This window comes from Streptomyces sp. NPDC048751 (assembly GCF_043198595.1).
In the GTDB taxonomy this organism is placed as follows: domain Bacteria; phylum Actinomycetota; class Actinomycetes; order Streptomycetales; family Streptomycetaceae; genus Streptomyces.
This window is the reverse complement of record NZ_JBICUX010000008.1, coordinates 374751-387472: the sequence shown is the minus strand read 5'-3', so window position 1 is coordinate 387472 and position 12722 is coordinate 374751. Positions and strand designations below refer to the sequence as shown.

The following is a 12722-nucleotide window of genomic DNA, read 5'->3' as shown; positions in this document are numbered from 1 at the left end:
TCAGTCCTTCTTCCGCTTGCCCCACCGCGAGGCCGGGACCGTGCGTCCCACGATCACGGTGCTGCGGGGCGCCTTGGCGGGCACGTCGTCCTTGCGGCCGCCGAGGGCCCGGCGCACGCCGTAGCCGAAGGCCGCGACCTTGACCAGGGGGCCGCCGAAGGTGGAGGCGACGGTCGTCGACAGCGCGGACGCGTTCGACGTGACCTCCTGGACGTCCGACGCGATCGCGTCGACCCGGTCGATCTGGGTCTGTGCGGAGCGCACCGCCGCGGAGGCGTCGGCCAGCAGCGGGACGGCCTGGTCGGTCACGTCCGCCACGAGCTTGGTGGTCGCCTTGAGCGTCTGGGCCAGCCTCGCGAGGGCCACCGCGAGGAAGGAGACCAGGATCGCCCAGAAGACGGCCACCAGGATCCCGGCCACCTCTCCACCGGACACTGCGCACCCGCTCCCTGAAACGTGCCTCTACATCGGTCTACATCGAGAAAGTCGTGCACCGAGCCTATCGCGCCGGGGGTGGCGCTCCGTACCGGATTAGCGCCTGCCCGGCGGATCGTGCCGTCGTCACGGGGCCTGGCGTGCGGTGGGGGTACGCACGAGCCCGCCGCCTCGCCCACCCGGAGGGGTGGGGAGACGGCGGGCCGAGGTGGTGCTTACGCCTGCCGGGTGATCAGCGGGCGTAGTACTCGACGACGAGCTGCTCGTCGCAGATCACCGGGATCTCCTTGCGGTTCGGCTCGCGGTCCAGGCGGAAGGCCAGGGCGCGGAGGTTCACCTGGAGGTAGCGCGGGGTCTCGCCGTCGGGGGCGAAGCCACCCTCACGGGCGATGGAGAAGAGGGTCTTCTCACGGCTGCGCTCACGCACCATCACGACGTCGTCGGGCTTGACGCGGAAGGACGGCTTGTCGACCTTCTGGCCGTTGACCTCGATGTGGCCGTGGACGACCATCTGACGGGCCTGGTAGATGGTGCGGGCGATGCCCGAACGCAGGACCAGGGCGTCGAGACGGCGCTCGAGCTCGATGATCAGGGCCTCACCGGTCTTGCCCTGGACCTTGGAGGCACGCTCGTAGGCGCGGACGAGCTGGCGCTCGGACACGTCGTACTGCGCGCGCAGACGCTGCTTCTCGAGCAGACGGACCTTGTAGTCCGAGTTCTGCTTGCGGCCACGGCCGTGCTCGCCCGGCGGGTAGGGGCGGGCCTCGAAGTACTTGACGGCCTTCGGGGTCAGCGCAATGCCGAGGGCACGCGACTTCTTGACCTTGGGGCGGGACTGGTTCGCCACTGTCTTTGTCTCTTTTCTCAGGCTTTCCGGCTTGTCAGGGTTAAGGGAGGTCGCATCCGCAGCCGGGGAAACCCGCCGGACCCCGCTTCGGGCCTGGTGGGCAGCCGCTCCCTGGTCTGGGCACATACGTGCAGCACGCGAGTGGCCCACCGACCGTCCCGGAAGTGCGGGTGGTGGTGGGCTGCCCGCGACACCGTTCGACGGTGCGCGACGCTCCTGGAGCCGGTCCCGGAGGACCGGTGCTCCGGCTGACTGTCCTGTTCTGACTGCACAGGACGCAGCACTCCGGCCGAGTTTACAGGGTGCTCAGGACCGCTTTCGACCGAGGTGCTTCCTGGTCCACTCCACGGCGTCCGCGTACCGCGCCTCGGCACCGTGCCGGGTCGGCGCGTAGTACTCGCGCTCCTTGATGGCGTCCGGTGCGTACTGCTGGGGGGCGATCCCCTCGGGCAGGTCGTGCGGATACACGTACCCCTGCGCGTGCCCCAGCTTGGCCGCGCCCTTGTAGTGCCCGTCGCGCAGATGCGGCGGGACGGGCCCGGCGAGTCCCTTGCGTACGTCCTCCAGGGCGGCGCCGATCGCCGTGGTCGCGGAGTTGGACTTGGGGGCCAGGGCCAGGGCGATGGTGGCGTGGCTGAGGGTGAGGGCGGCCTCGGGGAAGCCGATCATGGCGACGGCCTGGGCCGCGGCGACCGCGATGGGCAGCGCGTTCGGGTCGGCCAGGCCGATGTCCTCGCTGGCGGAGATCATCAGGCGGCGGGCGATGAAGCGGGGGTCCTCGCCGGCCTCGATCATCCGGGCCAGGTAGTGCAGGGCCGCGTCGACGTCCGAGCCGCGGATGGACTTGATCAGGGCGCTGGCCACGTCGTAGTGCTGGTCGCCGTCGCGGTCGTACTTCACGGCGGCCCGGTCGACGGTCTCCTCCAGCGTCGTCAGACCGATCTCGGCCTCGTCCTTGTCGAGCGCGGCCCCGGCGGCCGCCTCCAGGGCGGTCAGGGCGCGGCGGGCGTCACCGCCGGCGATGCGCAGCAGGTGGTGCTCGGTGTCCTCGGGGAGGGTGACGGCCCCGGCGAGCCCGCGTTCGTCGGCCAGGGCGCGGTGCAGCAGGCCGCGCAGGTCGTCGTCGGTGAGGGGTTCGAGGGTGAGCAGGAGGGAGCGGGAGAGCAGGGGCGAGATGACGGAGAAGTACGGGTTCTCCGTGGTCGCCGCGATCAGGGTCACCCAGCGGTTCTCGACGGCCGGGAGGAGGGAGTCCTGCTGGGCCTTGCTGAAGCGGTGGATCTCATCGAGGAAGAGGACGGTCTCCTTGCCGTATCCCCCGGTGGCGCGGCGGGCGCCGTCGATGACCGCCCGGACCTCCTTGACGCCGGCGGTGATCGCGGAGAGCTCGACGAAGCGCTTGTTGGTGGCCTTGGACACGACGTACGCCAGGGTCGTCTTGCCGGTGCCGGGCGGGCCCCACAGGATCACCGAGGAGGGGCCGGCCGGGCCCTTCGCGCCCTCGCCGACCAGGCGGCGCAGGGGGGAGCCCGGCTTCAGCAGGTGCTGTTGGCCCACCACCTCGTCGAGGGTGCGCGGGCGCATCCGGACCGCCAGGGGGCTGCCGGTCGGGTCCTTCTCCTGGCGTTCTTCTGCTGCGGCGGTGAACAGGTCGGGCTCCACGCTGAAACCCTAAAACACCGCACTGACAATCCCTTCGGGACGGTCAGCTGGTCCAGAAGTCCCACCAGCGGGTGAGGATCAGCATGCCGATGATGCCGATGTGCAGGACCGGCATGACCCAGGTGAACTCGCCGAAGAAGCTTTTCAGCCAGCGCGGGGCGGGGAGGAAGTCGTTGCGGACGTTGAACGAGGTCACGTACCAGAACATGATGATCGTCGCGACCCAGGCCAGGGAGCACCACAGGCACAGCGCGTTGATCCGGTACAGCGACTGGAACATCAGCCAGGCACAGAAGCTCACGCCGAAGAGCGTGCCGAAGTTGAAGGTGAGCCAGTACCAGCGCGGGAAGCGGGCGCGGGCGAGGAGGCTCATGCCGACGCAGATGACGATGCCGTAGCAGACCAGGCCCAGCACCGGGTTGGGGAAGCCGAAAGCGGCGGCCTGCTTGCTCTCCATCACGCTGCCGCAGGAGACCACCGGGTTCAGGCTGCAGCCGGGCGTGTAGGTCTTGCCGGCGGCCTTGGCCTCGAGCAGCTTGAACTTGTCGATCGTGATGACCCACGCGGCGAGCAGGCCGGCCGCGCCGGTGATCACCAGCAGCAGGGCGAAGGCACGGCTCCCGCCGACCGAGCGCGGCTGTGCGGGCGCGCGCTCCGGCTCCGGCTCGGTGGAGACGTCTTTGACTGTCGTCTTGCTCATCACGCCGATTCCGTCACTTGAGAGTGGGTCCTTCTCCGGTAGGGGCCATTCTGCCGCACACACGCGGCGACTCACCGTTCACTCGACATAAATGCCGGGCCGGGAACGACGAAGGCGCCGGTTGCCAGGAAGGCATCCGGCGCCCGTCACCCGCAGGTGTGACTAACCCAGACGGGATTCCAGCTCCGCGACGATCTCGTTGACGCCGACCGCTGTCTGTTCGCCGGATTCCATGTCCTTGAGCTGGACGACGCCCTCGGCGAGGTCGCGCTCGCCGGCGACGATCGTGTAGCGGGCCCCGCTGCGGTTGGCGTTCTTCATGGCGCCCTTGAGGCCCTTGCCGCCGTAGGAGAAGTCCGCCGCGATGCCGAGTTTGCGCAGTTCGGTGACCTTGGCGAACAGGATGCGGCGGGCCTCCTCGCCGAGCGGGACGGCGAAGACCGAGGTGGACGCGGGGAGTTCGAGCTCGACCCCCTCCGCCTCCAGGGCGAGGACCGTGCGGTCGACGCCCAGGGCCCAGCCCACCGAGGGCAGCGCGGGGCCGCCGATCATCTCGGACAGGCCGTCGTAACGGCCGCCGCCGCCCACCGCGGACTGGGAACCCAGGCCGTCGTGGACGAACTCGAACGTGGTGCGGGTGTAGTAGTCCAGGCCGCGGACCAGCTTCGGGTCGTCCTCGAAGGCGACGCCCGCCGCGGTGATCAGCTCGCGGACCTCCTCGTGGTACGCCTTGCAGGCGTCGCAGAGGTAGTCACGCAGCAGTGGGGCGTCCCCGAGCTGCTTCTGGACCGACTCGCGCTTGTCGTCCAGGACCCGCAGCGGGTTGATCTCCGCGCGCCGCAGCGTGTCCTCGTCCAGGTCCAGGCCGCGCAGGAAGTCCTGCAGCGCGGCCCGGTAGACCGGGCGGCACTCCTTGTCGCCCAGGCTGTTGAGCAGGATGCGGAAGTCACGCAGGCCCAGCGAGCGGTACGCCTGGTCGGCCAGGATGATCAACTCGGCGTCCAGGGCGGGGTCCTCGGCACCGATGGCTTCGGCGCCGACCTGGGAGAAGTGCCTGTAACGGCCGGCCTGCGGCTGCTCGTAGCGGTAGTAGGAGCCCGAGTACCAAAGCTTGACGGGGAGGTTGCCCTGCCGGTGCAGGTTCGCCTCCAGCGCGGCGCGCAGGACGGAAGCGGTGCCCTCGGGGCGCAGGGCGAGCCTGTCGCCGCCCTTGGTCTCGAAGGCGTACATCTCCTTGGTCACGATGTCGGTCGACTCGCCGACACCGCGCGCGAAAAGTTCGACGTTCTCGAAACCGGGCGTCTCGACATAGCCGTAGCCGGAGTTCCTGAGCGGCGCGGCGATGGCCTCGCGTACCGCGAGGAACTTCGCGGACCGCGGCGGGATCAGGTCGTACGTGCCCTTGGGGGCCTGAAAGGTGCTCACGGGAAGTCTCTCGTCACATTCCTCGTCGGGGAGCCTGGGATGCTCCCTGGCCGCCGGCGGCCACCTGCCGCAGATACGGGTTGGTGGCGCGCTCCTGGCCGATGGTCGTCTGGGGGCCGTGGCCGGACAGGACCACGGTCGAGTCGTCGAGCGGCAGGCACACGCGGGCCAGCGAGTCGAGCATCTCGGCCATGTCACCGCCGGGCAGGTCGGTGCGTCCGATGGAGCCGGCGAAGAGCAGGTCGCCCGAGAAGAGGACCGACGGGATCTCCGTGGTCTCGGGCATCCGGAACGTCACCGACCCCTTGGTATGGCCGGGCGCGTGCGCGACGGACAGTTCCAGACCGGCGAGTTCCAGCTTCGCGCCGTCGGTCAGCTCCTTGACGTCGTCCGGCTCCCCCACGGTGAGTTCACCCATGAGCGGCATCCCGATGGACCGGCCGAGCGCCTTCTCGGGGTCGCTCATCATGTAGCGGTCCTCGGGGTGGATCCAGGCCGGTACGTCGTGCGCGCCGCACACCGGGACGACCGAGGCCACGTGGTCGATGTGGCCGTGGCTGAGGACGACGGCGACGGGCTTGAGCCGATGCTTCCTGATCGCTTCCTCGACTCCGGGGGCCGCCTGGTGGCCCGGGTCGATGATCACGCACTCCTCACCGGCGGCGGGGGCGACGAGATAACAGTTCGTCCCCCATGCTCCGGCGGGGAACCCGGCAATGAGCACGATCGTCCTTCGTTGTGTCGATACGGGAGGGCTTGTCGACGCCCTTTCAGGGGCCCCGACGGGCTTCGCCTGTGGTCAGAGACTACCGGCGCTGCCGATTCCTCAGCGAACCCATATACGGTACGGGGCACACGCAGGCGGTCGGCTCACAAGACGCACGCGTCCCAGTCGACGTACGAGACGCACGAGGAGAGAACCCGGTGGTCACCCAGGAACAGCGGAAGCGTCAGCTCGCCCGGGAGAAGTTCTTGCGGCAGCAGCAGCGGCGCACTGCCGCGCGGCGCAAGGCGCGCGTACGCAACTCGGTGATCGCGTCGGTGCTCGGCGTGATCCTGATCGGCAGCCTGGCCCTGTACACGACGGGCGTCCTCAAGGACGACGACAAGGCGAACGCGAGCTCGGAGGCAAGTCCGTCCCCCTCCCCCAGCGCCGTGAAGGACCCGTGCGAGAAGCCGGCCGCCGGCAAGGTCAAGACGCAGAGCTGGAAGAAGGAACCGGCGCTGACCATCGACAAGTCGGCGAAGTACACGATGCAGCTGGCCACGACGTGCGGTGACATAGACATCGCGCTGAAGACGTCGGCGGCCCCGCACACCGTGAACTCGTTCGACTTCCTTGCGAACAAGGGCTACTTCGACCACACGAAGTGCCACCGCCTCACCGCGAACACCATCTACGTGCTGCAGTGCGGTGACCCCACGGGCAGCGGCAGCGGCGGTCCCGGCTACACGCTTCCGGACGAGAACCTGAAGGACAAGAGCCTCAAGGGCAACGTCTACCCGGCCGGCACGGTGGCGATGGCGAACACCGGGCAGGCGCACACCGGCGGCAGCCAGTTCTTCCTCGTGTACCAGGACAGTCAGCTTCCGCCCAGCTACACACCGTTCGGTACCGTTTCCGAATCGGGTATGGCCGTTCTGAAGAAGATCGCCGCCGCCGGCGAGAGCACCGGCCAGGGCGACGGGGCCCCGAACGCGACGGTCGTGATCAACAAGGCGACGGTCAAGAAGTCCTGACGACCAGGACGGTCAACTGCGCAATTTCGGTCGCGCTGGATGCGGACAGGCAACCCGCTGGTCGCCTATGTTGGCCGTGACGAAACTGTGGACGATGCCCGGGGGAGCTGAGGCCCCCCGCAGGCATCATGTGGAGGAGGCGCTGTGAGCAGCGACCCGTGGGGCCGCGTCGACGAGACGGGGACCGTGTACGTGCGTACGGCCGACGGCGAGCAGGTCGTCGGTTCCTGGCAGGCCGGCTCCCCCGAGGAGGCGCTGGCCTACTTCGAGCGCAAGTACGAGGGCCTGGTTGTCGAGATCGGCCTCCTCGAGAAGCGAGTGCAGACCACTGATCTGTCGGCCAAGGACGCCCAGGTAGCCATCGACCACATCCGCCAGCAGGTCGACGCACATCACGTGGTGGGCGATCTGGACGCCCTGCGGGCCCGGCTCGACAAGCTCGTGCAGACCGTCGAGGCGCGCCGTGAGGAGCGCAAGGCGCAGCGGGCGAAGCAGTCCGACGAGGCCCGGCAGGCCAAGGAGGACCTGGTCGCCGAGGCGGAGCAGCTGGCCCAGTCCGACCAGTGGCGGGCGGCCGGTGAGCGGTTGCGGTCGCTGGTGGACACGTGGAAGGGGCTGCCGCGGCTCGACCGCAAGTCGGACGACGACCTGTGGCACCGCTTCTCACACGCGCGGTCGGCGTTCTCCAAGCGTCGCAAGGCGCACTTCGCGCAGCTGGACGCGCAGCGCGAGGAGGCCCGCAAGACCAAGGAGCGGCTGGTCGGCGAGGCCGAGTCGCTGTCGAACTCGACGGACTGGGGTCCCACGGCCGCCCGGTACCGCGAGCTGATGGCGGAGTGGAAGGCGGCGGGCCGCGCCCAGCGCGAGCACGAGGACGACCTGTGGAACCGCTTCCGCGGCGCCCAGGACGTCTTCTTCGCGGCCCGCAGCTCGGTCTTCGCCGAGCGGGACGCCGAGCAGTCCGAGAACCTGAAGCTGAAGGAGGAGCTGGCCGAGGAGGCCGAGAAGATCCTCCCGGTGACGGACCTGAAGGCCGCCCGTGCCGCCTTCCGCTCGATCAACGAGCGCTGGGAGGCCATCGGCCATGTCCCGCGGGACGCCCGCCCGAAGGTCGAGGGCCGGATGCACTCCGTGGAGCGGGCCATCCAGGAGGCCGAGGAGACCGAGTGGCGCCGGACGAACCCGGAGGCACGCGCGCGTGCCGAGGGTCTGACCGGTCAGCTCCAGGCGGCCGTGGACAAGCTGAAGGGCCAGATCGAGACCGCGCGGGCGCAGGGCAACACCGCGCGCGCCGACAAGCTGGAGCGCGAGCTCGAGGGCCGTCAGGCGCTGCTCGACCAGGCGCTCAAGGGCCTGCAGGAGTTCGGCGGCTGAAATCCCGCCGTAGCCGGCGAAGAGGCCCCCGTACGTCGTGTACGGGGGCCTCTTCGTGTACGGGGGCCTCTTCGTCGTGTCCGGGACGCGTTACGACGGCCTGCGTGCCGATGTCACGCGGTACACGTCGTAGACGCCCTCCACGCCCCGTACGGCCTTCAGGACGTGGCCGAGGTGCTTGGGATCGCCCATCTCGAAGGTGAAGCGGGAGGTGGCGACGCGGTCGCGGGAGGTCTGGACGGCCGCGGAGAGGATGTTGACGTGCTGGTCGGACAGGACCCGGGTGACGTCCGAGAGGAGCCGGGAGCGGTCCAGGGCCTCGACCTGGATGGCGACCAGGAAGACCGAGGACTGGGTGGGCGCCCACTCGACGTCGAGGATGCGCTCGGGTTCGCGCGACAGTGACTCCACGTTGACGCAGTCACTGCGGTGAACCGATACTCCGCTACCCCGCGTGACGAATCCGATGATCGGGTCGCCGGGGACGGGTGTACAGCAGCGGGCCAGTTTGACCCACACGTCGTCGACGCCCTTGACCACCACACCGGGGTCGTTGCTGCTGCGCCGCTTGCGGCCGCGGCTGCGGGACGGCGGGACCGCCTCGTCGATCTCCTCGGTGGCCGCCTCCTCGCCGCCGAGGGCCTGCACCAGCTTCTGCACGACGTTCTGCGCGGCCACATGGCCCTCGCCGATCGCCGCGTACAGGGAGGAGATGTCCGGGTAGCGCATCTCGTGCGCGAGCGTGACCAGGGAGTCGCCCGTGAGGATGCGCTGGATCGGCAGGTTCTGCTTGCGCATCGCCCGCGCGATGGCGTCCTTGCCCTGCTCGATCGCCTCGTCGCGGCGCTCCTTGGAGAACCACGCGCGGATCTTGTTGCGGGCGCGCGGCGACTTGACGAAGCTCAGCCAGTCGCGGGACGGGCCGGCCCCGGCCGCCTTGGAGGTGAAGACCTCCACCAGGTCGCCGTTGTCGAGGGTGGACTCGAGCGGGACGAGCCGGCCGTTGACCCGTGCCCCTATGGTCCGGTGGCCGACCTCCGTGTGCACCGCGTACGCGAAGTCCACCGGCGTGGCCCCGGCCGGGAGCGCTATGACGTCGCCCTTCGGCGTGAAGACGAAGACCTCGTTGCGGGACAGGTCGAAGCGCAGGGACTCCAGGAACTCGCCCGGGTCCTCGGTCTCCTTCTGCCAGTCGAGCAGCTGGCGCAGCCACGCCATGTCGTTGAGGTGGTCGTCCTTGCCCTTGCCGGACGTCTTCGGAGCATCGGTACGGATCTTGGAGGCGCCGGCGACGGCCTCCTGCTTGTACTTCCAGTGCGCGGCGATGCCGTACTCGGCTCGGCGGTGCATGTCGAACGTCCGGATCTGGAGTTCGACCGGCTTGCCGTTGGGGCCTATGACCGTGGTGTGCAACGACTGGTACATGTTGAACTTGGGCATCGCGATGTAGTCCTTGAACCGGCCGGGGACCGGGTTCCATCGCGCGTGCACCGTGCCGAGGGCCGCGTAGCAGTCGCGGACGGTGTCCACGAGGACGCGGATGCCCACCAGGTCGTAGATCTCCGCGAAGTCGCGGCCGCGGACGATCATCTTCTGGTAGACGCTGTAGTAGTGCTTGGGGCGGCCGGTGACGGTCGCCTTGATGCGGGCGGCCCGCAGGTCGGCCTGGACCTCGTCGGTCACTATGGCCAGGTACTCGTCACGCTTGGGCGCCCTCTCGGCCACCAGCCGGACGATCTCGTCGTACATCTTGGGGTAGAGGATCGCGAAGGCGAGGTCCTCCAGTTCCCACTTGATGGTGTTCATGCCCAGGCGGTGGGCGAGCGGCGCGTAGATCTCGAGGGTCTCGCGCGCCTTCTTCTCCTGCTTCTCGCGCTTGAGGTAGCGCATGGTGCGCATGTTGTGCAGGCGGTCGGCGAGCTTGATGACCAGCACGCGCGGGTCCTTGGCCATCGCCACGACCATCTTGCGGACGGTCTCCGCCTGCGCGGCCTCGCCGAACTTGACCTTGTCCAGCTTGGTGACGCCGTCGACGAGCAGGGCGACCTGGTCACCGAAGTCGCGCCGCAGGTCCTCCAGGCCGTACTCGGTGTCCTCGACGGTGTCGTGGAGCAGGCCCGCCATGAGGGTGGCCGGGTCCATGCCGAGCTCGGCGAGGATCGTGGTCACCGCGAGGGGGTGGGTGATGTACGGGTCGCCGCTCTTGCGCTTCTGGCCGCGGTGCCAGCGCTCGGCGACCTGGTAGGCGCGCTCGATCTGACGCAGTGTCGCCGTCTCGATCTTGGGGTCGTTGCTGCGCACTATCCGCAGCAGCGGTTCCAGGACCGGGTTGTAGGGGTTCGCGCGCTGGACGCCGAGCCGGGCCAGACGGGCACGGACGCGGTTGGAGGAGGCGGAGCGGGCAGGCTGGCCGGCGGCCGGGCGGGCTGCGGACGCGCCGCGCTCGGGCGACGGGGGTCCCCCCGCTCGAGCGGAGTCGGGAGTGGGGGACGGCTTGGGGCGCGTCTGATCGGCCGGCTTGTCGACAGGCACGGACTGGGCATGCTCGACCGGCCCGCGGGGGTCGTTCTTCGCGTGCGGCGCGTTCGGCGCGGGCTTGGCCGCGGGTCCCGGGGCGGGCTCGGGCTTGGCGGCGGTCAGGTGCTGGGCCTCGTCTGGCAAGAGGGCTCCTCGTGCGCGATCCGGGTCCCCCAATCAGGCTCCGGAGACCCCATCGTAGCGATCCTGGGCTCCAGGATCGCCTTCAGGCCGATGTGAGGGCCGTCTACCGGAGAAACACAAGAGGCGGACGCCGGATTCCTCCGGGTCCGCCTTCGCGGTGTACCGCGCCTTGCGCTGGGCTTTCGTGCCGGTGATCGGACCGTTGCGTGCCGGTGGTCGGATCGTTCTGCCGGTGGTCAGATCGTGAGCAGCGACTCCAGCGGCGCTCCGTCGAGGGCCGCCTCCAGCCGGGCGCGGCCGTCGAGGAAGCTGAGCTCCATCAGGACGGCGACACCCGCGACCTGGGCGCCCGCGCGGTGGATGAGCTGGATCGAGGCCTCGGCGGTGCCGCCGGTGGCCAGCACGTCATCCACCACCAGCACGCGATCGTCCGCCGCGAGGTCCTCCGCGTGGACCTCGATCTCGGCGGAGCCGTACTCCAGGTCGTACGCCTGGCCGAGGGTGGCACCGGGGAGCTTGCCCGCCTTGCGTACGGGGATGAAGCCGAGGCCCGCGCGGACGGCGACCGGGGCGCCCAGGATGAAGCCCCGGGCCTCCAGGCCGACGACCTTGGTGGCGCCGGTACGCTCGGCGATCTCCGCGAACGCGTCGGTGAGGGCGGTGAACGCCCCCGGGTCCGCCAGGAGCGGGGTGATGTCCTTGAACATCACGCCCGGCTCCGGGTAGTCCGCGACGTCACGGATGCGGCTGAGCAGCAGTTCCTTGATGTCGGTCATCGGCGCTTCCCGGAGGGTCGGCCGCGGCCGCGGTTGCGGGCGGCGGGCTGGTTACGGGGCCCGACGACCGCGGGAGTGGCGTCGTCGGCGTCGTCGGCGTACGAGCGGGACTCCGCGATCTCCTCGTCGGCGGTGGCCTGGGCACGCTTGGCCAGGACGCGCTTCTTGAGGGCCTTCATCTGCGGCTCGCGCTCCTTGAGGTCGGCGACGAGCGGGGTGGCGATGAAGATCGAGGAGTAGGCACCGGCCGCGAGGCCGACGAACAGCGACAGGGAGATGTCGTTGAGCGTGCCCGCGCCGAGCACACCGCCACCGATGAACAGCAGGCCCGCCACCGGCAGCAGCGCGACCACCGTGGTGTTGATGGAGCGGACCAGGGTGCCGTTGATGGAGCGGTTGGCGACGTCGCTGTAGGTGAAGCGGGTCTGCTTGGTGAGGTCCTTCGTCTGCTCCTTGAGGCTGTCGAAGACGACGACCGTGTCGTAGAGCGAGTAACCGAGGATCGTCAGCAGACCGATGACCGTGCCCGGCGTGACCTCGAAGCCGACGAGGGCGTAGATGCCGACGGTGATGGTGATGTCGTGGATCAGGGCGACGAGCGCCGCGATGGCCATGCGCCACTCGAACGCGATCGCCAGGTAGATCACGACCAGGACCATGAAGATCGCCAGGCCCTGCCAGGCCTTGTTGGCGATCTGGTCGCCCCAGCTGGGACCGACGAGGTCGGCGGCGATCTTCTCGGAGTCGACCTTGAAGTCGGCGGCGAGCTTGTCCTTGATCTCGTCGGACTGCTGGGTGTCCATGCCGGCGATCTGGATGCGCAGTGTGTCGTTGCCGAGCTTCTGCACGACGGCGTCATGGCCGGACGCGTCCCGCGCGTAGTCCTCCGCCTGGGAGACGGAGACGCTGGTCTTCGGGGTGGTGAAGACGGCGCCGCCCTGGAAGTCGATGCCCATGTTCAGGCCGCGCACCGTCAGGCCGAGGATGGCCGTGATGGTGATCAGGATCGAGATGCCGTACCAGAGCTTGCGGTGGCCGATGAAGTCGTAGCTGATCTCACCACGGTGCAGACGGGCGCCGAGGCTGCCGAGTTTCGACACGC

General features: G+C 69.4%; 11 protein-coding genes. 2 read left to right on the top strand and 9 right to left on the bottom strand.

Annotated features, from left to right (window positions below; all coding sequences use genetic code 11):
• The 6 genes from ACGFNV_RS26640 to ACGFNV_RS26615 form a co-directional block, all read right to left on the bottom strand.
• Entirely contained in the window at window positions 1–435 is a 435-nt protein-coding gene (locus tag ACGFNV_RS26640) for a DUF948 domain-containing protein (protein ID WP_133929498.1), read from the bottom strand.
• Window positions 436–667: 232 nt separating this feature from the next.
• Window positions 668–1282, bottom strand: coding sequence for a 30S ribosomal protein S4 (gene rpsD, locus ACGFNV_RS26635; protein ID WP_095754424.1), 615 nt, complete (start codon window positions 1280–1282; stop codon window positions 668–670).
• Window positions 1283–1588: 306 nt separating this feature from the next.
• Window positions 1589–2944, bottom strand: a complete 1356-nt coding sequence (locus tag ACGFNV_RS26630) for a replication-associated recombination protein A (RefSeq protein WP_393625499.1) — start codon at window positions 2942–2944, stop codon at window positions 1589–1591.
• Between the two features lie 43 nt (window positions 2945–2987).
• On the bottom strand, window positions 2988–3644 hold the full coding sequence (locus ACGFNV_RS26625; RefSeq protein WP_393625498.1) for a vitamin K epoxide reductase family protein: 657 nt from the start codon (window positions 3642–3644) through the stop codon (window positions 2988–2990).
• 162 nt (window positions 3645–3806) lie between these two features.
• Window positions 3807–5069 carry a histidine--tRNA ligase gene (gene hisS / locus ACGFNV_RS26620; protein WP_393625497.1) on the bottom strand — a complete coding sequence of 421 codons (1263 nt, stop codon included), beginning with the start codon at window positions 5067–5069 and terminating at the stop codon, window positions 3807–3809.
• Window positions 5070–5082: 13 nt separating this feature from the next.
• Window positions 5083–5793 carry an MBL fold metallo-hydrolase gene (locus tag ACGFNV_RS26615; protein ID WP_393625496.1) on the bottom strand — a complete coding sequence of 237 codons (711 nt, stop codon included), beginning with the start codon at window positions 5791–5793 and terminating at the stop codon, window positions 5083–5085.
• Between the two features lie 200 nt (window positions 5794–5993).
• On the opposite strand from ACGFNV_RS26615, the gene ACGFNV_RS26610 reads away from it, so the two are divergent.
• On the top strand, window positions 5994–6809 hold the full coding sequence (locus ACGFNV_RS26610; RefSeq protein ID WP_393625495.1) for a peptidylprolyl isomerase: 816 nt from the start codon (window positions 5994–5996) through the stop codon (window positions 6807–6809).
• 144 nt (window positions 6810–6953) lie between these two features.
• Window positions 6954–8183: a DUF349 domain-containing protein gene (locus ACGFNV_RS26605; RefSeq protein WP_393625494.1), complete on the top strand. Its 1230-nt coding sequence runs from the start codon at window positions 6954–6956 to the stop codon at window positions 8181–8183.
• Between the two features lie 90 nt (window positions 8184–8273).
• Here ACGFNV_RS26605 and ACGFNV_RS26600 read toward each other — a convergent pair whose 3' ends face one another.
• From ACGFNV_RS26600 to secF, 3 genes are all read right to left on the bottom strand, one after another.
• On the bottom strand, window positions 8274–10844 hold the full coding sequence (locus tag ACGFNV_RS26600; protein WP_393625493.1) for a RelA/SpoT family protein: 2571 nt from the start codon (window positions 10842–10844) through the stop codon (window positions 8274–8276).
• 236 nt (window positions 10845–11080) lie between these two features.
• Window positions 11081–11620 carry an adenine phosphoribosyltransferase gene (locus ACGFNV_RS26595; RefSeq protein WP_133929489.1) on the bottom strand — a complete coding sequence of 180 codons (540 nt, stop codon included), beginning with the start codon at window positions 11618–11620 and terminating at the stop codon, window positions 11081–11083.
• The gene (secF, locus tag ACGFNV_RS26590) at window positions 11617–12720 is read right to left on the bottom strand and encodes a protein translocase subunit SecF (RefSeq protein WP_393625675.1); all 1104 of its coding nucleotides are present in this window, start codon (window positions 12718–12720) and stop codon (window positions 11617–11619) included. The genes ACGFNV_RS26595 and secF overlap by 4 nt, the downstream gene beginning before the upstream one ends.
• Between the last annotated feature and the right edge of the window lie 2 nt (window positions 12721–12722).